Source organism: Micrococcus sp. Mcc28, assembly GCF_024519775.1.
In the GTDB taxonomy this organism is placed as follows: Bacteria; Actinomycetota; Actinomycetes; order Actinomycetales; family Micrococcaceae; genus Micrococcus; species Micrococcus luteus.
Genome location: NZ_JALJRH010000012.1, coordinates 18625 through 41053 on the forward strand (window position 1 = coordinate 18625; position 22429 = coordinate 41053).

The 22429-nt window shown below is 74.7% G+C and carries 23 protein-coding genes; 15 read left to right on the forward strand and 8 right to left on the reverse strand.

Annotated features, from left to right (window positions below; genetic code table 11):
- Positions 1-27: 27 nt before the first annotated feature.
- The gene (locus tag NR073_RS07730) at positions 28-1155 is read right to left on the reverse strand and encodes a YeeE/YedE family protein (RefSeq protein WP_044659359.1); all 1128 of its coding nucleotides are present in this window, start codon (positions 1153-1155) and stop codon (positions 28-30) included.
- 167 nt (positions 1156-1322) lie between these two features.
- Here NR073_RS07730 and NR073_RS07735 point away from each other — a divergent pair, with 167 nt between their 5' ends.
- From NR073_RS07735 to NR073_RS07755, 5 genes are all read left to right on the forward strand, one after another.
- The gene (locus NR073_RS07735; RefSeq protein WP_044659358.1) at positions 1323-2027 is read left to right on the forward strand and encodes a hypothetical protein; all 705 of its coding nucleotides are present in this window, start codon (positions 1323-1325) and stop codon (positions 2025-2027) included.
- Between the two features lie 138 nt (positions 2028-2165).
- Entirely contained in the window at positions 2166-3710 is a 1545-nt protein-coding gene (locus tag NR073_RS07740) for a sodium:alanine symporter family protein (RefSeq protein WP_044659357.1), read from the forward strand.
- Positions 3711-3808: 98 nt separating this feature from the next.
- Positions 3809-4399: a DinB family protein gene (locus NR073_RS07745; protein WP_044659356.1), complete on the forward strand. Its 591-nt coding sequence runs from the start codon at positions 3809-3811 to the stop codon at positions 4397-4399.
- Between the two features lie 11 nt (positions 4400-4410).
- Positions 4411-4938 (forward strand): hypothetical protein, encoded by a 528-nt coding sequence (locus NR073_RS07750; protein ID WP_256748715.1) that lies wholly within the window; start codon positions 4411-4413, stop codon positions 4936-4938.
- A gap of 188 nt (positions 4939-5126) precedes the next feature.
- Positions 5127-5957 (forward strand): alpha/beta fold hydrolase, encoded by an 831-nt coding sequence (locus NR073_RS07755; RefSeq protein WP_020627045.1) that lies wholly within the window; start codon positions 5127-5129, stop codon positions 5955-5957.
- A gap of 7 nt (positions 5958-5964) precedes the next feature.
- Here the strand turns inward: NR073_RS07755 and NR073_RS07760 are convergent, their stop codons facing one another.
- The gene (locus tag NR073_RS07760) at positions 5965-6702 is read right to left on the reverse strand and encodes a Pr6Pr family membrane protein (RefSeq protein WP_020627044.1); all 738 of its coding nucleotides are present in this window, start codon (positions 6700-6702) and stop codon (positions 5965-5967) included.
- 104 nt (positions 6703-6806) lie between these two features.
- Here NR073_RS07760 and NR073_RS07765 point away from each other — a divergent pair, with 104 nt between their 5' ends.
- On the forward strand, positions 6807-7256 hold the full coding sequence (locus tag NR073_RS07765) for an SRPBCC family protein (protein WP_020627043.1): 450 nt from the start codon (positions 6807-6809) through the stop codon (positions 7254-7256).
- A gap of 45 nt (positions 7257-7301) precedes the next feature.
- Here the strand turns inward: NR073_RS07765 and NR073_RS07770 are convergent, their stop codons facing one another.
- Positions 7302-9050 carry an ABC-F family ATP-binding cassette domain-containing protein gene (locus tag NR073_RS07770; protein WP_036315586.1) on the reverse strand — a complete coding sequence of 583 codons (1749 nt, stop codon included), beginning with the start codon at positions 9048-9050 and terminating at the stop codon, positions 7302-7304.
- Positions 9051-9111: 61 nt separating this feature from the next.
- Here NR073_RS07770 and NR073_RS07775 point away from each other — a divergent pair, with 61 nt between their 5' ends.
- From NR073_RS07775 to NR073_RS07785, 3 genes are all read left to right on the forward strand, one after another.
- Complete coding sequence (locus NR073_RS07775; RefSeq protein ID WP_095353522.1) at positions 9112-10290, forward strand: cystathionine gamma-lyase; 1179 nt, start codon at positions 9112-9114, stop codon at positions 10288-10290.
- Positions 10291-10478: 188 nt separating this feature from the next.
- Positions 10479-12110: an amidohydrolase gene (locus NR073_RS07780; protein ID WP_101967770.1), complete on the forward strand. Its 1632-nt coding sequence runs from the start codon at positions 10479-10481 to the stop codon at positions 12108-12110.
- A gap of 223 nt (positions 12111-12333) precedes the next feature.
- Entirely contained in the window at positions 12334-13254 is a 921-nt protein-coding gene (locus NR073_RS07785) for an SDR family oxidoreductase (RefSeq protein ID WP_060973477.1), read from the forward strand.
- Between the two features lie 30 nt (positions 13255-13284).
- On the opposite strand, the gene NR073_RS07790 is transcribed toward NR073_RS07785, so the two are convergent.
- Positions 13285-13986, reverse strand: a complete 702-nt coding sequence (locus tag NR073_RS07790; RefSeq protein WP_044659347.1) for a ZIP family metal transporter — start codon at positions 13984-13986, stop codon at positions 13285-13287.
- Positions 13987-14040: 54 nt separating this feature from the next.
- Positions 14041-15342 carry a tryptophan synthase subunit beta gene (trpB, locus tag NR073_RS07795; RefSeq protein WP_196489411.1) on the reverse strand — a complete coding sequence of 434 codons (1302 nt, stop codon included), beginning with the start codon at positions 15340-15342 and terminating at the stop codon, positions 14041-14043.
- 246 nt (positions 15343-15588) lie between these two features.
- On the opposite strand from trpB, the gene NR073_RS07800 reads away from it, so the two are divergent.
- The 3 genes from NR073_RS07800 to NR073_RS07810 all read left to right on the forward strand — a co-directional run bounded on the left by NR073_RS07800 (position 15589) and on the right by NR073_RS07810 (position 17869).
- Positions 15589-16164, forward strand: a complete 576-nt coding sequence (locus NR073_RS07800) for a hypothetical protein (RefSeq protein WP_044659346.1) — start codon at positions 15589-15591, stop codon at positions 16162-16164.
- A 92-nt stretch (positions 16165-16256) separates the two neighbouring features.
- On the forward strand, positions 16257-16820 hold the full coding sequence (locus tag NR073_RS07805; RefSeq protein ID WP_044659345.1) for a GNAT family N-acetyltransferase: 564 nt from the start codon (positions 16257-16259) through the stop codon (positions 16818-16820).
- A gap of 17 nt (positions 16821-16837) precedes the next feature.
- Positions 16838-17869 carry a DMT family transporter gene (locus NR073_RS07810; protein WP_082067598.1) on the forward strand — a complete coding sequence of 344 codons (1032 nt, stop codon included), beginning with the start codon at positions 16838-16840 and terminating at the stop codon, positions 17867-17869.
- Between the two features lie 39 nt (positions 17870-17908).
- Here the strand turns inward: NR073_RS07810 and NR073_RS07815 are convergent, their stop codons facing one another.
- Complete coding sequence (locus NR073_RS07815) at positions 17909-19144, reverse strand: MFS transporter (protein WP_044659344.1); 1236 nt, start codon at positions 19142-19144, stop codon at positions 17909-17911.
- 24 nt (positions 19145-19168) lie between these two features.
- On the opposite strand from NR073_RS07815, the gene NR073_RS07820 reads away from it, so the two are divergent.
- A complete protein-coding gene (locus NR073_RS07820; RefSeq protein WP_082067597.1) occupies positions 19169-19678 on the forward strand; it encodes a MarR family winged helix-turn-helix transcriptional regulator in 510 nt (169 codons plus the stop codon).
- Positions 19679-19693: 15 nt separating this feature from the next.
- Here the strand turns inward: NR073_RS07820 and NR073_RS07825 are convergent, their stop codons facing one another.
- Positions 19694-20512 carry a spermidine synthase gene (locus tag NR073_RS07825; protein ID WP_044659349.1) on the reverse strand — a complete coding sequence of 273 codons (819 nt, stop codon included), beginning with the start codon at positions 20510-20512 and terminating at the stop codon, positions 19694-19696.
- A 36-nt stretch (positions 20513-20548) separates the two neighbouring features.
- Between NR073_RS07825 and NR073_RS07830 the strand changes: the two genes are divergently transcribed.
- A complete protein-coding gene (locus tag NR073_RS07830) occupies positions 20549-20716 on the forward strand; it encodes a hypothetical protein (protein ID WP_160311879.1) in 168 nt (55 codons plus the stop codon).
- Between the two features lie 73 nt (positions 20717-20789).
- Entirely contained in the window at positions 20790-21269 is a 480-nt protein-coding gene (locus tag NR073_RS07835) for an SRPBCC family protein (protein WP_044659343.1), read from the forward strand.
- 43 nt (positions 21270-21312) lie between these two features.
- On the opposite strand, the gene NR073_RS07840 is transcribed toward NR073_RS07835, so the two are convergent.
- Positions 21313-22392, reverse strand: coding sequence for an ABC transporter ATP-binding protein (locus NR073_RS07840; protein WP_041104133.1), 1080 nt, complete (start codon positions 22390-22392; stop codon positions 21313-21315).
- Positions 22393-22429 lie beyond the last annotated feature (37 nt).

Below are 22429 nucleotides of genomic sequence, written 5' to 3' on the forward strand. Positions count from 1 at the left end.
TCAGAGGTCGTTCGTGGGCGGGTCGGCTCAGCCGATCGGCGTGAGCTTCACGGGGCGGGCCGCCCCGGCGTCCGCCGCCGCGCCCTCGGCCGAGGTGAGGCCAGAGCCGGAGGTGGGGGCCGGCGTCGTGCCCTTGCCGCGGTGGTTGAGGATGAAGAGCTTGGCCGCCAGGCCGGTGCCCAGCACCATGAACACGAGGGCGGTCCAGCCCTGGAAGCTGAAGGTCGCGGTGTTCACCATCGCGTTGCCGATGGTGCAGCCGCCGGCCCACGCCGCGCCCCAGCCCATGCCGAGGCCGCCGATGATCGAGCGGACGGTGGTCTGCGCGTCGGGAACGCGGACGCGGAACTCGCCGGAGGCCTTCGCGGCGATGAACGAGCCGATCAGCAGGCCCGTCACCATCAGCACGCCCCAGTCCACGAGCTCGAGTTCGCCCGTGCCGATGAACGCGCCGATGTTCGCGGACGGGCCGGTGATGCCCAGGCCGGACTCGCGGCCGGTCGCCCAGGAGAGCGGCCACGCGAGGATCGCCAGCACGCCGATGATCGCGGCGGTGACGAACGGGTGCCACGCCTTCTCGGTGAGCACGTGCGCGAGGCCGGTCTTGGCGGCGGGCAGGCGGAAGCGGGTCATGGCCGCCTCGCGGCGCAGGTGATGACGCACGGCCAGGCCGACGCCGGCCACGAGCAGCGCCACGAACACCCACGGGGACAGCCCCGTGAGCTGCTGGAACGAACCCGTCTGCGTCTCGACGGAGCGGACGGCCTCGGTGGTGCCGGCCAGCGGGCCCTTGCGGAACGCGGTGGCGCCCACGATGTAGAAGATCAGCGCGAACCACGAGCCCACGAGGCCCTCGCCCGCGCGGTAGTACGTGCCGGTGGCACAGCCGCCCGCGAGCACGATCGAGAAGCCGAAGATCAGGCCGCCGATGATCGTGCCGAGCCACGGGAACGTCTCCGCCTCCAGGGTGATCACGCCGAGCGCGTCGAGGGCGAACACGCCCACCGACTGGACGGCCACGATCACCATGAACGCGGTGAGCCAGCGGGTGGACCGGATGGTGAACAGGTCACGGAAGGCGCCCGTGACGCAGAAGCGTCCGCGCTGGAACACGAAGCCCAGGACGAGGCCGAGGAGGAGTCCGGTGATGATCATGCCTGCCATGAGACAGTGTGCGGCCGGGCCCGCGCGCCGCGCAGGACGCGCGGGGTAACAGTCGCAGAGCTGTGCCGGGGACGGCGCGCGGCGGCGCCGTGGGCGACGCTTGACCCTCCCCTTGGGGGAACGCCCACGCTGGGATCACCTGAGAGAGAGGTCGCCCCATGAGCCCCCTGATGACCGTCGGCGAGTTCGCCCTCGCCACCGGACTGAGCGCGAAGGCGCACGCGGCCGAGCTGCGACGCCGCCGCGACCTCGAGGACCGCGCGCTCGCGCTCGCGGTCGCCGGTGTCTACGCGGCCCCGGATCCCGACGACGACGGCGGCCCCGCCCGTCCCGGCCCCGTGGCGGAGCGCACGGTCGGGCCGACGCCGTGGGCCGGCGTCGTGCAGCGGGTGGCCCTGGACGAGGCCGGTGAGGAGTCGACCACCGAGCGCGCGAACGCCGCCTTCGCGACGCTGTTCCAGGCACTCGCGGAGGCGGGGTCGGCACCCGCCGGGCCGCTGTGGACGGCGCTGCGTCCGGTGCCGGGCGCCGCCGACGTCGTGGAGACCGTCCTGGCCGTCCCGCTGAGCGGCCCGGCTCCCGCGGGTCTCAGGGTCGACGGGCACGAGGTGGTGGCCGGGACGCTGCCGCGCCGCGTGGAGCGGTACGTGGACGTGCGGGCCGACACGGGCGAGGTCGACCTGCTCGACGACGCCCCCGGCGGCGCGCTGCCCCATCCGGATCTGCTGGGGCTCATGGACGCGTTCGACATGGAGGACGCCGGTGCCGCGCCGGAGATCCGCCAGATCCTCGCGGACCCGGAGGCCGGACACATCGAGCTGGCGGTGACAGTGCGGGAGGAGGCGGGAGCGGGGCAGGGGTGAGCCGGTGCGGGGGCGGCACGGCGTGTCTGGCCGGCCGACCCTGCCGGTCCCGCGCGGACCCCCGGGGGCTCAGGGGTGCCCGGGGTGGCCCGAATGTGATGGAGTGCACGGATCCTGTCCGCGACCTGGGAAGTGACCATGGAGCAGTTCGTCACCGCCGCCAACTCGATCATGTGGAGCCTGCCCATGGTCGTCGGGCTCCTCGCCCTGGGCCTGTACTTCACGATCCGCATGGCGGCTCCCCAGGTGCGGCTGCTCAAGGACATGGTGGGCCAGCTGGTCAGGGGAGGATCGTCGTCGGCGGGGATCAGCTCGTTCCAGTCGTTCGCCATGGCCCTGGGCGGGCGCATCGGGGTCGGCAACATCGCGGGCGTCGCGGCCGCGATCTACCTGGGCGGCCCGGGCGCGCTGTTCTGGATGTGGGTGACGGCGATCCTCGGCGCCCCCGTGGCGCTCGTGGAGAGCTCGCTGGCGCAGCTCTACAAGCACAAGGTCCGCGGCGAGTACCGCGGCGGGCCCGCGTACTACATCCTCGAGGGGCTCGGCCGGAACTGGCGGTGGCTGGCGGTCGCGTACGCCGCGGCCACCGTGTTCGCGACGGTCTTCACCGGCCCGCAGATCCAGGCCAACGCCGTCACCGCCGCCACGACCGAGGCATGGGGTTGGGATCCGCTGTGGGTGGGTCTCGGGATGGCCGTGCTGTTCTGCGTGATCGTGTTCGGCGGCATGCACCGCCTGGGCCGCACGGTGGGCCTCGTGGTCCCGTTCATGGCCGGCGCGTACATCCTGGTGGGGCTGCTCGTCGTCGGGCTCATGTGGCAGCAGGTCCCCGCGATGTTCGGGCTGATCTTCTCCAGCGCGCTGGGCCTGGACTCGGTCTACGGCGGCATCCTCGGTGCCGCCGTCGCGTGGGGCGTGCGCCGTGCCGTGTACTCCACCGAGATCGGCACCGGTTCGGGCGCCCAGGCCTCGGCGGCCGCCCACGTCTCCCACCCCGTGAAGCAGGGCCTGGCCCAGGCGTTCTCCGCCTACGTGGACACCCTGTTCGTCTGCACCATGACCGGCCTGATGATCCTCGCCACGAACAGCTTCAACGTGCTGGGCCCGGACGGGGAGAGTCTGCTCGCGGAGCACGTGCCCGGCGTCGAGGAGGGCCCGGCGTGGGTCCAGATCGCCATCGACGAGGCACTGCCCGCCTTCGGCCCGTCCTTCGTGGCGATTGCCGTCTTCCTCTTCTCCTTCACCACCCTGCTCTCCTTCGCGTTCTACGCGGAGACGAATGTCGCCTACCTCATCCCGAACAAGACGGCGCAGCGCGCGGTCATCGCGATCGCCCGGCTGATGCTGGCCGGCTCCATGGTGTTCGGGTCCGTGCAGAGCTCGGCCCTCGTGTGGGCGTTCGCCGACTTCGGCGTCGGCCTCTACACGTGGGTGAACATCGTGGCACTCATCCTGCTGAGCCCCGTGGCCATCCGGCTGTTCAAGGACTACGACCGCCAGCGCCGAGCGGGCCAGGACCCCGTGCTGGATCCGGCGGCGATCGGCGTCCGCAACGCCCGCCTGTGGGAGCAGATCCACGCGGCCTACGAGCGCACCGGGGACGTGGACGAGGCCATGGACCACGTCGCGGACACCGCCCCGGACACCCGGGCCATCACCGTGGTCCCGCGCCGGGAGGGCTGAGGACCGACGACGGCGGCCCGGGGCGCCGGACGTCCGCGACGACGTCGGGCCACGGGCCAGGGCCGTCCGCGCGGCCTGAATCCCGGCAGGCTCACCCCATGGACCACAAGGAGATCCTCCATCAGGGGCTGCGCCGGCAGCGCGACGCCCTCTTCGCGAAGCTGGACGGCCTGCCCGAGCGGGAGGTCCGCCTGCCCCGCACCCCCACCGGCACCAACCTGCTGGGCCTGCTCAAGCACGCGGCCACGTGCGAGCTCGAGTACTTCGGCGAGGTCTTCGGCCGCCCCGCCGGCATCCCCCTGCCCTGGGACGCGCCGGGGGTGGGCGAGGAGAACGGCGCGGACCTGTTCGCCGCCGAGGACGAGACCCTCGAGGACGTCCTCGACTACGCGCGGCGATGCTTCGCGCACGCGGACGCGACCATCGAGGCCCTCGTCCTCGACGCGCGGGGGCGGGTCCCCTGGTGGCCCGCGCACCTGGCCGAGGTGACTCTGGCGCAGATCCTCTCCCACGTGGCCCTCGACGCGGCCCGCCATGCCGGCCACGCCGACATCCTGCGCGAGGGGATCGACGGGCAGGCCGGCCTGCGCGGCCCCGGGGACAACCTGCCCGGCTGGGACGCCGAGCGGTGGGCCGCGCACGTGCGGCGGCTCGAGGGGATCGCCCGGGGTGCGGGCCCGGTGCGCTAGCGTCCGCGGTGATGACTCCCCGCTCGCTCGCCGGTCTGGCCCTCACCGTCGCCGCCCTGATGTCCGCCTTCGTGCTGATGGCGCCGACGGCGCCGGGGCTGTTCGTCGGCGTGCTCACGGTGGGGACCTTCGGGTTCGGCCCGTTCTACGGGGAGCCCTCGCGGCAGCTCGTGGACCGGCCGTGGAGGCGGGGCACGCGCTGGCGCGATCTCGCCCGCCGGGTCCGCACCGACTGGCTCTCCCGGCAGCTGGGCGCCGTCGGCTGGAACGCGGCCATCAGCCGCCGCATCACCGGCCGGGCCGACCTGCGGCGCATCCGCACCGCCGCCGTGGGCTCCCTCGTCAGCCACGCCGCCTCCGCGGGTCTGCACGCGGTGGCGGGCGTGGCGCTGGCGGCCGTCGGGCATCCGGTCTGGGGCGTGGTCGCGGTGGCCCTGGGGCTCGTGGTGCACGCCTGGCCAGCCCTGCTGCAGGTCTCCGTGCTCGGGCGCATCGACGGACTCCAGACGCAGATCCGCGGGGACCAGCTGCTCTGGTGACCGGCCGGCACCGGGCGGCCCGGCCGAGCACTTTGTGGGCCGAATCCGACGGATGAGCCCCTGAATCGGGCACGGGAGCGTCGCATTCGGCCCGCAAAGCGGTGGGGAGGGGGCAGCGGGGAGAGGGCGGCGAGGAGAGGGCGGCGGGGAGAGGGCGGCACCGCGCGCTCAGCCCTACGCTCGGACCCATGACCGAGCACACATCCGAGCACACCCCCGAGAACCCCCACGTCGTCCGCCGCGGCTCCGGCGTCCCGCTGATCGCGGTGCACGGCAACAGCGTGGACCACCGGCTGCTGCTGCCGCTCGACGACGCCCTCGCCGAGGCCGGGGAGGTCGAGCGGATCTACGTGGACCTGCCGGGCTTCGGCCGGACCTCGGCCCTCCAGGACGACGGCGGCCTCCCCGAGCTCGCCGCCTGGCTCGTGGACTGGATCCGCGCGGAGGTCGGCGAGCGGCCGTTCGCGGTGCTCGGCAACTCCCTCGGCGGCCTGCTCGCCCGGCACGTGGCGGCCGAGTTCGGCGCGCAGGTGTTGGGGCTGGGGCTGCTCGCGCCCGTCGTCGACCCGGACGAGGACCGGCGCACCCGCACCGACCTGGTGGTGCGCGAGCGCGACGACGCCTTCATGTCTACCCTCGACCCCGACGACGCCGCCCCGTTCCTCGAGATGTCCCCGCGGCTGACGCGGGACACGTGGGAGCGGTTCCGCGAGCACGCGCTGCCGGGCGTCCGCGCCGTGGACGAGGAGGCGCTGAAGCGCCTGTCCGCGCGCTACGTCCTGGACGCCGTGCCGGAGGAGGCCGCGCCGCCGTTCGAGGGGCCCGCCCTGATCCTCACCGGCCGGGAGGACCACCTCGTCGGCTACCGGGACCAGGCCGCGCTCCTGGAGCATTACCCGCGCGCCACCTACGCGGCGCTCGACGCCGCCGGCCACAACGTGCACCTGGACCAGCCGGAGGTCGCCGAGGCGCTCGTCCGCGCGTGGGCGGTGCAGGTGGGCCGCGCGGCGTCGGACTGAGGCGGGGTCAGGGGGAGGGACGGGCCTCCACCCGGGCCTCCGCCTCGGCGCCCGCCCCCACCCCGACGCCGGCCCGCGCCAGCAGGCCGTCGGCCACCCGCAGCAGGGCGGCGACCGCCACGAAGAACACGAGGATCGCCACCACGTAGACGGCGACGCCGTCGTAGCCCAGCCGCGGGACGTCCAGGATCGTGTACGGGTACCAGTCCAGCCACGGCCCGCGCAGCAGCGTGAACGCCAGCCAGGCGAGCGGGATGAGCGTGGACAACCACACCACCCGCCACGTGATCTGCCGCCGCGGCCCGAAGACCGCCCACAGCACCGGGGTGAGGATCGGCGTGACGATGTGCTGCAGGGTGTCGTTGAACCGCTCGACGGCGGTCATCGGGTCGGCGTCCCGCAGCAGCACGTTGAACACCACGCCCGTGATCACGATGCACACCACCCCCGTCACCCGCAGCACCCGGAACAGCGTGCCCGGCCGGTGCAGGCGCAGCGCCAGCAGCAGGGACGTCAGCCCCACCAGGAAGTTCGAGAGGAACGTGAAGTACGTGGGCTGGTTGAGCATGTGCTCCCAGCCGCCCTCGAGCACGCCCGCGTAGCCCGCGTCGGCCGGCAGGTCCGAGGACTTCCACGAGCCGATCCACAGTGAGAGCAGGTTGCCGCCCAGGGACAGGGCCGCGGCGACGGCGAAGGCAGGCCGCGCCGTCGTCGTCCAGCGGCCGGAGGGGGTGGGGAGGGTCATGCGCCCATCCTGCCGGAGCGCGACGCCGCCCCCGGTGCACTGGCCGAGCCGCTCGGGCCGGCGGGCGTGTCCCGGCCGGCGGTCCGGACCCTACGCTCGGCACCATGATCCGGACCCCCTGGACCCGCACCCCCGCCGGCGCGAGGCGCGCGCGCCGCCCCCGACAGTTCCGCCGCGTGACGACGACCGGGCCCGCCGCCGTGGACGTGGCCTGGGCCCGCTACGCCGACCTGCGCCTGTGGCCGCGGTGGGCTCCGCAGATCCGCGCCGTGGAGGCGCCACGGCGCCGGCTGCGGGCCGGGCTTCGCGGCGTGGTCCACGCGCCCCTGGGGCTGCGCGTCCCGTTCGTGGTCGAGGAGGTCGACGACGACGCCCGCACCTGGCGGTGGACGGTGCGGGTGGCCGGGACGGCGGTCTCCATGACGCACGACCTCACCGCCACCCCCCGCGGCACCCGGGCGGGGCTGACGGTCCACGGGCCCGCCGTCGTCGCCCTGGCCTACCGACTGCCGGCCCGCGTGGCGCTGCGGCGGCTGTGCCGGGCGCACCTCTGAGGGCGGACCGCCGGGCCGGGCCTGTGGCCAGGGGCCCCGCCCGCCTCACACCGCCGCGGCGTCGGTCCGCAGCTCGACGCGCGGCCAGTCGGCGAGGTCGGCGAGCATCTGCCGGTCGTGGGTCACCACGACGACGGCCTGCTCCGTGACCTGCAGGGCCTCGGTCATCTCGTCCACGAGCGCGGGGGAGAGGTGGTTCGTCGGCTCGTCCAGCAGCAGCACGTGGGGGCGCTCGATGAGCACCATCGCCAGGTGCAGACGGGCCTGCTGCCCCTGGGACAGGCGTCCGACCGGGGTGTCCGCGGCCTCGGCGGTGAGCAGCCCGAGCGAGGGCAGCGTGGGGGCCGGCAGGGGACGGCCCAGGTCGTCGACGCCGGCCTCGTCCGCGCCGACGCGGCGCACGTGCTCCTCGAACACGGCGGCGGCGGTGCGCTCCTCGTCCCACGCGGGGGTCTCCTGCGCCACGAGGCGCACGCGCACGTCGGCGCCCACGGTCACCAAGCCGCTCGTGGGCTCCAGGTCCCCGGCGAGCACGCGCAGCAGCGTGGACTTCCCGGCCCCGTTCGGGCCCGTCACCAGCACGCGGCCGCCCGGCACGAGGGCCGCGCCCATCGGCTGCTCGAGCCGCCCGGCCACGCGCACGGCGTCCGCGGTGAGCAGGACGTCGTCGCCCGCCGTGCCCGGCCCGCCCGCCGTGCCCGCCGCCGCGTCCGCGCCGTCCCGCGGGTCGCCGTCGGGCATGTCCGCGAACGGCCAGTCCAGGCGCAGGGGCGGCTCGGGCACGGTGATCCGGTGCGCCTCCAGCTCGTCGAAGCGCCGGTTGAACATCTGCACGATCCCCGCCGACCGGCTCGAGCGCTGGTGCTTGCCGGTGCCCTTCGGGGGCCGCCACGAGCCCTGCATCTGCTCCCGCGCGTCCTCCACGGCCAGCTCCAGCCGCTCGCGCTCGGCGTTCTGCTCGGCGTACTCCTGCTCCCAGGCGGCCCGGGCGCGGCGGCGCCCCTTCGCCCAGCCGGCGTACCCGCCGGAGTACCGCCGCGGCCGCCCGTCCTGGCTGGGATCCAGGTCCACGATGTCGGTGCACACGGCGCGCAGCAGGGCGCGGTCGTGGCTGACGACGGCGACCCCGCCCGGGTGCTCCACCAGCCGGCGGGTGAGGAAGTCCAGGGCGACGTCGTCCAGGTGGTTGGTCGGCTCGTCCAGCAGCAGCAGGTCCGGCCGGGAGCCGAGGGTGACGGCCAGGCGCACCCGGTGGCGCTGGCCGACCGAGAGCGATGTGAGGGGGCGCTCGCGGTCCGTGCACGCGTGCAGCCCCTCGAGGTCCATGTCCACGCGCCGGCCGGCGTCCCAGGCGTCGTAGAGGTGGGCCCGCTCCAGCGCGGTGGAGTACCGGTGTCCGGCGCCGGCGTCGTCGGGGGCCTCGGCCAGGGCGGCCGCGGCGGCGTCCAGGGCCTCGAGTGCGGCGTGCGGGCCCGTGAGGGCGTCGCGGACCAGGTCGCCCACCGTGCGGGAGCGCCCGTCGGCCCGCGCCCGCAGCGCCTGCGGGACGAACGCGAGCGTGCCCGCCCGCGTCACGCGGCCGACGTCGGGCGTGATCCGGCCCGTGAGCACGTGGAGCAGCGTGGTCTTGCCGCGCCCGTTCTCACCCACGATCCCGAGCCGCGAGCCGGCGTTGATCCGCACCGTGGCGTCCGTGAGCACGCGGTGCCCGCCGAGCGAGACGGTCAGGTGCTCGCCGCGCAGGTGGGCGGCGGGCCCGGCGGGCAGGGCGGGGGAGGGAGGGCCGGAGGTCATGTCCGCCAGTCTAGGGAGGGGGCGCGCTGCCGCGTCCGGGGTCGGGACTACGCTCGGGGCCATGTCCGCCGCCCCGCCGCCGCCCGCCTTCGGCACCGTCCTGCACCACCGCGCCCACGGGATGGCCCCGGGGGAGTCCATCTCCCCGCCGCTGGTCCACGCGAGCGCGTTCCACCTGCCCGGCGCGGACCCGGACGGCGCCCCCACCGCCCCCGGCGCGGACGTGCCTTTCCAGTACGCGCGCTGGGCCACGCCCACCTGGTCCGCGCTCGAGGCCGCCCTGGGCGCGCTGGAGGACGCCGACGTCGCCGTGGTCCCCTCCGGCATGGCCGCGATCGCCGCCGTCCTGCTGCCCCTGCTGCACCCGGGGGACCGCGCCCTCCTGCCCGCGGACGGCTACGGGCCCACCCGCGCCCTCGCCGCCGAGCACCTCACGCCCCGAGGCGTGCACGTGGACCTGGTCGCCACCCAGGGGCTCGCCCATGCGGACCTGAGCGGCTACGACCTGGTGCTCGTGGAGACCCCCTCCAACCCGGGGCTGCGCGTGGCGGACCTGGCGGACGTCGCCGCCCGCGCCCACGCGAACGGCCGCCGGGACGGCGCGGGGGCCCTCGTGGTGGTGGACAACACGCTGCTGACCCCCCTGGGGCAGCGCCCGCTGGAGCTGGGGGCGGACGTGGTCATGGCCTCGGACACGAAGGCCGTCAACGGGCACACGGACGCCCTCGGCGGGCACGTGGCCAGCCGGGACCCGCAGGTGATGGCGCGGGTGCGCGGCTGGCGGACCCTGGCCGGCGGGATCCTGGGCACCCACGAGGCCTGGCTCATCCACCGCGGTCTCGAGACCCTCGAGGTCCGCTTCGCCCGGATGTGCGCCTCGGCGCAGGCGGTCGCGGAGCTGGCCGCGGGCCACCCGGCGGTGCGCGCCGTGGTCTACCCGGGGCTGGCGGACCACCCGGACGCGGAGGTCGTGGCGCGTCAGATGACGGCGGCGGGCGGCCTCGTCGGGCTGCGGTTCGCGGACGCGGCGGCGGCCGAGCGGTTCATCGCCGCGGCGCAGTACGTGGTGCCGCAGACCAGCTTCGGCGGCACGCACACGGCGGCCGAGCGCCGCGCCCGCTGGGGCGACGACGTCCCGGACGGTTTCGTGCGTCTGTCCGTGGGCGTGGAGCCCACCGCCGAGCTGCTGGCCGACCTGGAACGCGCGATGACCGCCGCGGGCGGCGGGCCGACCGCCTGACCCGCGCCCTCCGCACTTTGTGGGCCGAATACGACTCTCCCGGGGGCTCTGGGGCCCGGGAGAGTCGTATTCGGCCCTGAAAGTGAGCGCCGCCGAGACCTCACCCTGACCCGCGTCCCGGCTACGCTCGCGGACGAGGCCGCCCACCCGCGCCTCGCCCGCCCGCCCCGCCCCAGGAGACCCGCCCCATGCAGCTCGACCTGATCGTGGAGAACGCCCGCCTCATCACCGGCGACCCCGCCCGCCCGTCGGCCTCGCGGCTGGGGGTGTGGCGGGGCGTCGTCGTCGGGGTGGACGAGGAGCTGGACGGCTTGACGGCGCGCGAACGCCTCGACGCGCGGGGGCGCACCGTCCTCGCCGGGTTCAACGACGCCCACGCGCACAGCGTCTGGTTCGGCCAGTCCCGGCTGGACGTGGACCTCGAGGGTGCGCGCACCGCGGAGGAGGTCCACCGCCGGGTCCGCGCCCGCGCCGCCGAGCTCGACCCCGGCGCCTGGGTGACGTGCACCGGCTTCGATCCCGGCCACCTCACCGGCCCCCAGCCGGACCGGGACAGCCTCGACGCCGCCGCCTCCGGGCGCCCCGTGCTCATCCGCCACAACACGGGCCACGCCGTCACGGTGTCCGGGGCGGTGCTGGTCCTGGCCGGCGTGGGGGAGCAGGTGCTGCAGCAGCCCGAGGGCGGGCGGATCCTCACGGACGCCGCCGGCCGGCCCACCGGTCTGTTGGAGGAGACCGCCATGAGCCTGGTGACCCGGCTGCTGCAGCCGGAGTCCCACGAGCACATCGGCGCGTGCCTGGCGCGGGCGTCGCAGGAGTACGCGGCCGAGGGCATCACCTCGGTGACCGATGCGGGGGTGGCCGGCGGGTGGATCGGGCACAGCCCGCTCGAGTTCGGCGCGTATCAGCGCGCCCGGGACGCGGGGCTGCTGCGCACCCGCTTCCAGACGATGGTCGCCCTGGATGCGCTGCGCCCGGTGGACGGCCACCCCGACGACGGCACGCACCTCACCCTCGACGCCGGCGTGCGCACGGGGGTGGGCGACGAGTGGCTGCAGATCGGGCCGGCGAAGGTGTTCACGGACGGGTCGATGCTCGGGCAGACCGCCGCGATGACCGAGGACTACTGCGGGCACGGCCACGGCCGCGGCTACCTGCAGCAGGACGCGGGGGAGATGCGCCGGGCGTGCCTCGGTGCGGCGGCCGCCGGCTGGGCCCTGGCCCTGCACGCGATCGGCGACGCCGCCCTCGACTTCGCCCTCGACGTGATCGCCGAGGCGCGGGGCCGGTTCGGGCGGCCCGTGATGCCGCACCGCGTGGAGCACGGCGGGGTGGTCCGCGACGACCAGGTGGCCCGCATGGCCGAGCTGGAGGTCGTGATGGCCACCCAGCCGAACTTCATCGGTGCGTTCGGCGGGTCGGTGCGGGAGCGGATCGGGCCGGAGCGGGCCGCGCTGTCGTACCCGGCCGGCCGGCTGCTGCGTGCGGGCCTGGTGCTGCCCGGCAGCTCGGACCGCCCCGTGGCCGGCGGCCGCCCGCTGGAGGTCATCCAGGACTTCGTGCTGCGCCGCACCGAGACCGGCGAGCAGTACGGCCCGGACGCGGAGCGGCTCACGGTGGCCGAAGCCCTGCACGCCTACACGGTCGGCTCCGCGGAGGCGACCGGCTGGGGCGGCCGCAAGGGACGGCTCGTCGCAGGCCAGCTCGCGGACTTCACGGTGCTCAGCGAGGACCCGCGCGCGGTGCCGAGCGACCAGATCGCGGCGATCGACGTCGTCGCCACCGCCGTGGGCGGGGAGTTCGTGCACGGCGGGCTGTGACGCCCGGCCCCGGCACCGGCCCCGACTCCTCGCGACGAGCCCTGCGATATGGCCCCTAAACGCGTGGTTTAGGGGCCATATCGCAGGGCTCGTCATCCAGGGGAGCGGGTGGGGCACGTCCGGTGACCCGGGGATCAGCCGTGGCGCCGCCGGGGGGCTGCTCCCTACGCTCGGAGGACGGCGCGCAGACCGCGCGTCGCCCCGAGACCGTGAGGAGCACCCCGTGGCGCACGACGACGCGAACACCACCACCACCGACCAGCTCACCCTGCAGGACCCCACGAAGCGCTACCCCGTGATCAGCCCGCCGGAGCAGTCGCTGCCGGGCACCGGCCTGGACGCGGAGATGACGCCGAAGGCCGACCTGGGTGAGAAGTCCTACCGCGGCACCGGCCGTCTCGAGGGCCGCAAGGCGCTCATCACCGGCGGTGACTCCGGCATCGGCGCGGCCACCGCGATCGCGTTCGCGCGCGAGGGCGCCGACGTCGTCATCAGCTACCTGCCCGAGGAGGAGAAGGACGCCCAGCACGTCCTCGAGGTCCTGCAGGCGGAGGGGCGCACCGCCGCTGGGATCCCCGGCGACCTGCGCGACAAGACGTTCTGCGCCGACCTCGTGGCCCAGGCGGTCGAGAAGCTCGGCGGGCTGGACGTGCTGGTGAACAACGGCGGCAAGCAGGTGGCGCAGGACTCGATCGAGGACATCGACGACGAGCAGCTCGAGGCCACCTTCGACATCAACATCCTGGCCCAGTTCCGCCTGGTCAAGGCCGCCCTGCCGCACCTGAAGCCGGGCTCCACGATCATCAACACCACCTCCGTGGTCGCCTACATGGCCCCGGAGCAGCTGGTGGACTACTCCGCCACGAAGGCCGCCATCAACACCTTCACGAAGGCCCTGGGCCAGCAGCTGGCCCCGAAGGGCATCCGCGTGAACGCCGTGGCGCCCGGTCCGATCTGGACCCCGCTGCAGCCCTCCGGCGGCCAGAAGTCGGAGGACCTGCCGGAGTTCGGCCAGTCCACCCCGCTGGGCCGCGCCGGGCAGCCCACCGAGCTGGCCCCGGCCTACGTGTTCCTGGCCTCGCCGGAGTCCTCCTATGTGGTGGGCGCGACCATCCCGGTGACCGGCGGCATGCCCACCCCGTGACCGGAGTCGGGCGTTCCTGTCCCTGGGCGGTCACACCACCAGGGACAGGAACGCGCCGAGCGCGAAGCCGACCACGGTGAGCAGCCCGGCCTTCTCCCCGCCCTTCTCTCGGGCCTCGGGGATCATCGTGTCGATCAGCATGACCAGCAGGGCGCCGGCCGCGAACCCCTGGATGCCGCCGGTCAGGGTGGGGGAGGCGACGTCGGCGATCAGCCCGCCGCCCCACGTCGCCAGAGCGCAGACCACCGCCACGAGCGACCACTGGACCAGCAGGTGGCGCCGCGTCTTGCCGCCGTCGAGGGAGTCGGCCGTGGCGGCGATGGACTCGGGCAGGTTGGACATGAAGATCGCCACGAGCAGCGCAAGGGAGACGCCCTCGCCCGCGGCCAGCCCGATGCCCAGCACGAGCTGCTCCGGGATGCCGTCCAGCAGCGCGCCCACGGTCAGCGCCGCGCCCGAGGACGAGCCGCCGGACCTCGCGGCGGAGCGCTCCACCGCACGGTCGCCGAGGAAGTAGGCGGCCGCGCCGAGCGTCAGCCCGATGCCGACGGCGGCAGGTCCGGCCGCCTGCACGCCCGCCTCCGCGAGCTCGAAGGACACGGACGCGATCAGGGCGCCGGCGCCGAAGGCGAGCACGAGTCCGATCGTGCCCATGTGCCAGCGGCGCAGGGTCGCCAGGACGGCGCCCACGAGCAGGGAGGACGCGGCGACCGCGCCCCACATCAGGGTCATCACGGCAGCCAGGCTACGCGCTGACCGGGGGCGACGCCGGGCCGCCGCCTCAGCTCACCGCACGACCTCGTCCGCCTCGCCCGTGAGCCCGAGCTTCTCGGCCACGTAGTCCACGTCCTTGTCTCCGCGGCCGGAGAGGTTGACCAGGATCCGCGCGTCCCGGCCCATCTGCGGGGCGAGGCGGATCGCGTGCGCCACGGCGTGCGCGGACTCGAGCGCGGGGATGACGCCCTCGAGCCGCGTGAGCCGCTGGAACGCGTCGAGCACGGCCGCGTCGTCCTCGGCCACGTACCGGACGCGGCCGACGCTCGCGAAGTGGGCGTGCTGTGGACCGACGCCCGGGTAGTCCAGGCCCGAGGCGATCGAGTGCACGGGATCCGGGGTGCCGTCGTCGTCGGCGAGGACGAGGGTGGCCATGCCGTGGAGGACGCCGTCGCGGCCCTGGGTCATGGTCATCGCGTGCTCGCCCTTGGTCGCGGAGCGGCCGCCGGGCTCGACGCCCACGAGCGCGACGTCGGCGTCGTCGAGGAACGCGGTGAACGCGCCCATCGCGTTGGAGCCGCCGCCCACCGCGGCGACGACGGCGCTGGGCAGCGCCCCGAACCGCTCCTGGAACTGGGCGCGGGCCTCGCGGCCGACCACGGACTGGAAGTCGCGGATCATCGTGGGGAACGGGTGCGGGCCCACCACGGAGCCGATCGCGAACAGGTACTTCTCCGGGTTCGCCGCGTACACCTCGAACGCCGAGTCCACGGCCTCCTTCAGGGAGCGGCCCTCGCGCTCCACCGAGACGACCTTCGTGCCGAGCAGGCGCATGCGCACCACGTTGGGGTGCTGCTTGGCCACGTCGATCGCGCCCATGTGGATCTCGCAGTCGAGGCCGACCATCGCGGCCGCCGTCGCCAGGGCCACGCCGTGCTGGCCGGCGCCGGTCTCCGCGATCAGGCTGCGCTTGCCCATGCGCTTGGCGAGCAGCGCCTCGCCGATCGTGTGGTTGATCTTGTGGGCGCCCGTGTGGTTCAGGTCCTCGCGCTTGAGCACGATCCGTGCGCCGCCGAGCTCGTCGGAGAGGCGGTCCAGCGGGGTCAGGGGGGAGGGGCGCCCGACGGCGTCGCGCAGCAGGCGTCGGTATTCGGCGTAGAACTCGGGGTCCTGGCGCGCCTCGGCGTACGCGCGGGCGACCTCGGCCATGGGGCCGGCCAGCTGCGGGGGCAGGTGGGCGCCGCCGTACTGGCCGAACATGCCGTCCGCGGAGACGTCCAGGTCCGGGGTGGTGACGAGGTCGCAGGCCTCGGCGAGGGTGCGGGGCTCGGGGGCGCCTCTCAGGGCGTTGTCCTCGGGGTTGCGGTGGGTCATCGGGGGTCCTCCTGGGATGGGGCCCGCCGGAGCCGCTCATGACCGAGCCGCCCGGCAGGCGAGCGGCTCGTCGTGTCAGATGCGCATGACCGGGGCCGCCCTCAGGCGGTCCACCACTGCTGCGCGCGCATCTGCATGGGGCCAGCGTACTGCACATCGGGCGGCGTGGGTCTCACCATGTGATTGCAAATCTCAGAATATGGACATCGCTCCCCGTCTCAGTGAATCGCGATTCACCCTGGATCCATGACCATCACCGCCGTCGACACCCCGTCCCCGACCGCCGAGGCCGCCGCTGTGCTCGCCGCCACTCCGGGCATGCGGTACGCCGAGTTCCTCACCGCCGCCCCCGCAGTGCCCGGCATCGTGGCCGTGGTGGCCGAGGAGTCAGCCCGTGCCGCCCTGGGCCTCACCCCCGCCGCCGGTGATGTCCTCGCCGTCGACGTGGCCGACGAGAGCCTGCAGCGCCGCGAGGTGCGCGCCGCCTTCCAGTCCGGTCGTACCGGCGTCTCACCGCTGCGCCAGGCGTTCGCCGCCCTGCTGGCGGGCGAGCTCGGCCTGGATGTGGAGCGCACCAGCCCGGGTGCGGCGGGGGTGGGCTTCGCCCTCACCCCGGAGTCCGAGGAGACGCTCACGGCGTGGATGCGGGAGCACCTGACGCTGCGCGCCTGGGTCGCCCAGGACGCCTCCGCCCTCGAGGGGGTCGCCCGAGAGGTGGCCGCCGATCTCGCCCCGGCCCTGCAGCCGGGCGCTCTGGAGGCCCCTGTGGCGCAGCGGGTCGCGGCCATGAGGGCCTCCGCCCGCCGTTCCGCCACGCTCTGAGCCGGCCGGGCGCCGGAGGCGACGCCCTCGTCCGTGGCGCTCGGTCTCGTCGTGCCGGGAGATCACCCCGAGTCCGCTGACAGGATGGGTGCATGAAGCACGAGATCGTCCTCACCCGCGGGGACCTCACCCTGCGCCCCCTCTCACCCACCGACGGCCCCGCCCTGCGCGAGCTCGTCGACGCGGTCATGTGGGCGGGGAACAGCGCGCCTCTGCCGGTGGACGGTGCGGCCATGTCCGCGCACCTCGCCGAGCTGATCGAGCGGGAGGGCACCTTCGCGTTCGCCGTCGAGCAGGGCGGGGAGCTGGTGGGGCGCACGAGCCTCTATGACCTGGTGCCGGGGCTGCGGGTGGAGGTGGGGCACACGGTCTACGCCCGTCGGGTGTGGGGCACCTCCGTGAACCCCGGCTGCAAGCTGCTGTTGTTCGGGCACGCGTTCGAGGAATGGACGCTGGAGCGGGTGGCCCTGCGCTGCGACCACCGCAACGCCCGTTCGCACGCCGCCATCGCCCGTCTGGGGGCGACGTTCGAGGGCACTCTGCGCCGCTTCCGTCCGGCGGCGGACGGCACGATCGCCGACGTCGACTACTTCAGCGTGGTGCGCGAGGAGTGGCCCGCGGTGCGCGCCGGGCTCGAGGCGCGCCTGGCCGCCTAGGGGTGTAGAACGGGGGGATGCCACCCGCATCCTCTGCCCCGTCCGCAGAGCGCGGACGCTCCCGCCCCCGCCCGGCCGACGTCGCCGCCCGCCCGGACGCCCCCTCCCCGCGGGCGACCGCCCTGCTGTTCGCTCTCGCGGTGGCCGCCGGCTCCGTGATGCCGCTGCAGGGCCGCATCAACTCCCGCCTCGCCCACCTGACGGGCGACCCCGTCCTCGCCGCGCTGTGCTCCTTCGCGGCGGGCCTGGTCGTCATGGTGCTCGTGAGCGTGCTGACGCCGCGGGGCCGCCGGGGCCTGGCCCGCATCCGCCCGGCCCTGGCCGCGGGGTCCGTGCGCCCGTGGTACGCGGTGGCGGGCGTGATCGGCGGGCTCCTGGTGCTCACCCAGTCCGCGACGATCGGCCCCCTCGGCGTGGCCGTGTTCACGGTCGCCGTGGTCACCGGGCAGGTGGTCGGCGGAATGGTCGTGGACCGGTTCGGGCTCAGCCCCGCCGGGGTGCAGCGCCTGACGCCGCGGCGCCTCACGGGGGCGGCGCTCGCCCTGGCCGCGGTCGCCCTCGTGGTGTGGCCCTCGCTCGGCGAGGCCGGCGGCGGGCCCGGCTGGGCGCTGCTGGCCCTGCTGCCCCTGCTGACCGGTCTGGCCACCGCCGGGCAGCAGGTGTTCAACGCCCGTCAGACCACGGCCTACGGCACCGCCATCCCGGCGACCCTGGTCAACTTCACTGCCGGCGTCCTCTTCCTCGGGGTCGTGTGGGGCGGGATCGCCCTGGCCTCCGGCCACGGCATGCCCGCGCTGCCGCACGACTGGCGGCTCTACCTCGGCGGCCCGCTGGGGTGCGTGTTCATCGGGGTGGGCGCCATGGTCGTCCCGCGCCTGGGCGTCTTCGCCGCCACCCTCGGCCTGGTCTCGGGCAACCTCCTGGGCTCCCTCGTGGTGGACCTGGTGGCCCCCACCGACGGATCCACGGTCACCACGACGACGGTGCTGGGCACCCTGGGCGCCCTCGCCGCCGTCATGCTCGCGTCCTGGCCGGCGCGGCGCCGGTAGCGTCGCCCGCGGCGGCAGGCCGCCGTCACCGCGCGGGACTCAGGCGCGGGCCACGGTCCCCCGCCGCCCGTGCCGGCGTCCGTGCATCACGAAGTAGTACCCGGCGGCGATCACCAGCACGCCCGCCAGGGCCGCGTACATGGCGCCGTAGCCGGCGGAGGCCACGAGCCCGCCGAGGAGCACGGGGCCCAGGCCCAGCCCCACGTCCGCGAAGAGCATGAGGGTGGAGATGCCGGCGCCGAGCTGGTGGGAGGGCACCGCGTTCACGGCGATCGCCTGGGCCGCGGGCATGAGCGTGCCGTAGCCGAGGCCGCTCAGCGCCCCGGCCAGCACCACCTGCCAGTCGCGCGTGGCGAAGGCCAGCACCAGGAGCGCGGCCGTGAAGCAGAGGAGCGCGGGGTAGACGACGGCGTCGTCCCCCCGGCGGTCCTGCAGGGTGCCCAGGGTGAGGCGCATGACGAGCATCGCCGCGGCGTAGGCCAGGAAGAAGAGGCCGGCGCCGGCCGTGAGCCCGCGCTCCACCGAGTAGGCGTTCAGGTAGGTGAGGATCCCGGCGTAGCTCAGGCCCACCAGCAGCATGAAGCCGCTGATCGGCAGCACCGCCGGGTGCAGCACGGAGCGCAGGCGGAAGCCCACCGCGGGGGCGGGGTGCTCCAGGGGGACCTCGCCGGCGGCGCGCTCGCCGTCGACGTCCGCCGCGGCGGGCGCCTCGCGCACCAGCAGGCCCAGCACGAGGCTGACCACCGTGATCCCCAGAGTCGCCCGGAACAGCCACGCGTAGCCGATGGAGCCGGCGAGGAAGAGTCCCAGGGCGGGGCCGATCGCGGTGGCCAGGGTGGTGCCCAGCGCGAGGTGGCCGGTGGCCTCCGCGCGTCGCCCGTCGGGGATGGCCGCCTGGGCCAGGGCCATGACGGCGGTGCTGGCGAAGGCGTAGCTGGCGCCGTGGAGCATGCGCACCGCCACCAGGGCCGGCAGCGAGGAGGCGACGAGGTAGAGCGTGCAGGACAGCGCGACGGCGACCAGGGCCACCACCAGGACGCGGCGCTTGCCGAAGCGGTCCACCACGTGGCCGGTGACCACGCGGCTGAGGGTGGCGCCGATGACGAAGGCGCTCGAGGCCAGCCCCGCCCCGGCGTCCGAGGCGGCGAACTGCCGGACCGCGTACACAGCCATGGTGGTGACGAGGGCGTAGAACGCGAGGAACTGGAGGAAGGAGACCACCCAGGCGAGGACGAAGGTGGGGGAGGCGATGCGTTCCTGCTCGGCGATTTGCATGATGCAAAAGGTAGCATCGTTTGCATGATGCAATCATCTGAGGGGGCGTGGCCCGACCCGGTCGAAGGGATCATGTACGAGCACATGCTCCTGCTGCGGGTGGCCACGCAGGGGGTGGCACCCTACGGCCGGTCGAGTGCGCTGGAGCGCAGCGCCACCGTGCTGCTCGCCCGCCTGGACGCAGGCGGGGCCATGAGCGTCGGCGAGCTGGCCGAGGCCTTCGACCTCGACGTCTCCACCGTCCACCGGCAGGTGGCCGCCGCCATGAAGGCCGGCCTCGTCGAGCGGGTGGCGGACCCCGACGGCGGCTCCGCCCGGCTGCACCGCCCCACGGAGGAGGGGCGCGCCCGCCTCGCCGCGGAGCTGAGCTCCCGCGCGGACAACGTGGCGCAGATCGTCGCCTCCTGGCCCGCCGAAGACGTCGTCGAGTTCAGCAGGCTCCTGCGGCGTTTCAACGAGGGGGCGGAGGAGCGCCGGGGCCACCCGTGGCCCCGGCCGCAGACGGGCCCCGGTGCGGAGGACCCCCGGCCCTGAGCGCCGCGCCCGCCCTCAGGCGCGACGGATGCGGGCGGCCAGCGCGGCCGATTCCGCCGGGTCCAGCACGGCCGCCGGATGCGGCCCCGCCGCGGCGAGGCGCTCCGTGCAGCCGGCCTCTCCCAGCGGCGCCCCCGCGGCCAGCACGACGTTGCCCCAGTCCAGGCGCTCCAGCATCCCCTGGTCCGCGAGCGTCCACGGGCCGGGCACCCCGGCCTCGGCGGCCGCCTCCTCGAGGGCGCCCAGCTCGGCGCCCAGGAAGTGCAGGCCGGCGTCGTCGCCGATGTTCACCAGCAGCACCCCACCCGCCGTCAGCAGCTCGAGCAGCTCCCCGTAGAACACGGCGCCGCGCAGGTGCTCGGCGCCCTCCTCGCCGGTGCCGATGTCCAGCACGACGGCGTCGAACCGCTCCCCGTCCAGCGCGAGGTCGACGGCGGCCAGGCGCGCGTCCGCGACCACGGAGACGAGGTCCGTGCCCGCCGGCAGGGGCAGCTCAGCGAGCACGAAGGACACGAGCTCCCGGTCCAGGTCGACCACCGTCTGCTCCGAGCCGGGTCGGGTCGCCTGGAGGTAGCGCGGCAGGGTCAGCGCGCCCGCGCCGAGGTGCAGGACCCGCACCGGCGCGCCCGTCGGGGAGGCTACGTCGAGCACGTGGGCCATGCGGCGCAGGTACTCGTAGCGGATGCGAGCGGGGTCGGCCAGGTCCACGTGGGACTGGACAGCCCCGCCGATCTCCAGGACGAACCCGCCGAACTCGTCGGGGGCGATGCGGGCGTCCACGCCCGACGTGGACAGGTGGACGGTGCGGCCGGAGGGGGAGGGCTGGGCGGGCATGCCCCCCAGCATCCCACCCCTCAGTACGCTGGACGGATGAGTCAGAACGTCCTCACCGTCGACGGCGCCGACTGGTGCCGCGACTGCCTGCGCACCCGGCGCCAGAAGGACATCCCCGTGGTCGTGTTCCCCGACGGCGACCACCAGGTGGAGCCGACCAACGAGGAGACCGCGGCCAAGCTCACCGCGCTGGGCCTGATCTGAGATCGGGGGCCGCTCCCCGAGCGAGCCCCGCCGACCCTCTCGGCGGGTGCGCATCGGGGTCTACGCTCTCCCCATGGAGCACATCGACGAGACCGCCCTGCCCGCCCCCGAGGACCGCGTCGTGTCCGCGACCCACCACGTCGACGCCCCGGCCGGCGTCGTCTTCGAGCTGATCGCGGACCCCTCCCGCCAGCCCGAGTGGGACGGCAACGACAACCTGGCCGAGGCCGCCCCCGGGCAGCGGGTGACCGCCGTCGGGGACGTGTTCGTGATGACCCTGCAGAAGGGCGTGGACCGCGCGAACCACGTGGTCGAGTTCGAGGAGGGCCGCCGCATCGCCTGGAAGCCCTCCGAGGTCGGCGGGGAGCCGTTCGGCCAGCTGTGGCGGTGGGAGGTCGAGGGCGACGACGAGGGCGGCTGCCGCGTCACCCACACCTACGACTGGACCGCCCTGACCGACCCGAAGCGCATCCAGAAGGCGCTGCGGACCGGAGAAGAGCAGCTCCGCGCGTCGATCGACCGGCTCGCGGACCTCGCCGAGCGTCAGGACTGAGGGCAGGCGACGCCCGCCGCCGTCACGCCGCCCCGCGCCGCCGTCAGCGGTTGAGTCGCTCGCCGGTGTCGGCGTGGAACAGGTGCACGCGCTCCGGGTCCGGGACCACGTGCACCACGGACCCCTTCTCCGGCGCCGTGTAGCCCACCGTCCGCAGGGTGATGAGCCGCTCCTCGCCGCCGATCGTCGCGTGACCGTACACGTACGCGTCCGCGCCGAGCTCCTCCACGGTGTCCACCTCCACGGGCAGGCCGGCGGCGTCGTCGCTGATCACCAGGTTCTCGGGGCGCACGCCGAGGTCCACCGTCGTGCCGGCGTCGGCCAGATCCTCCCGCGGCACGGGGATGACCGTCTCGCCCCAGTGCACGCCCTCGTGCGTGGCGGGCATGCGGAAGATGTTCATGGCGGGGGAGCCGATGAACCCGGCGACGAACACGTTCATCGGGCGCTCGTAGAGGTTGCGCGGCGTGTCCACCTGCTGGAGGCGGCCCTCCTTGAGGACCGCCACCCGGTCGCCCATGGTCATGGCCTCGGTCTGGTCATGGGTCACGTACACGGTGGTGGTGCCCAGGCGACGGGTCAGGTTGGCGATCTGGGCGCGGGTCTGCACGCGCAGCTTTGCGTCCAGGTTGGAGAGCGGCTCGTCCATGAGGAACACCTGCGGGTCGCGCACGATCGCCCGGCCCATGGCCACGCGCTGACGCTGGCCCCCGGAGAGGGCCTTCGGCTTGCGGTCCAGGTACTCGGTCAGGTCCAGCAGCTTTGCGGCGTCCTCGACGCGGCGGCGCCGCTCGTCCGCGGGGACGCCGGCGATCTTCAGGGCGAAGCCCATGTTGTCCGCCACGGTCATGTGCGGGTACAGGGCGTAGTTCTGGAACACCATCGCGATGTCCCGGTCCTTGGGGTCCACGTCGGTGACGTCCCGGTCGCCGATCAGGATGCTGCCGTGGGAGAGCTCCTCGAGGCCGGCGAGCATGCGCAGGGAGGTGGACTTGCCGCAGCCGGAGGGGCCCACGAGCACGAGGAACTCGCCGTCGGCGATCTCCAGGTCGAGGGAGTCGACGGCGGGGCGGGGGGAGCCGGGGTACTGGCGGCTGGCGGAGCGGAAGGTCACGGAGGCCATGGTGGGGTTCCTTTCACGGGCAGGTACGTGCCCGACG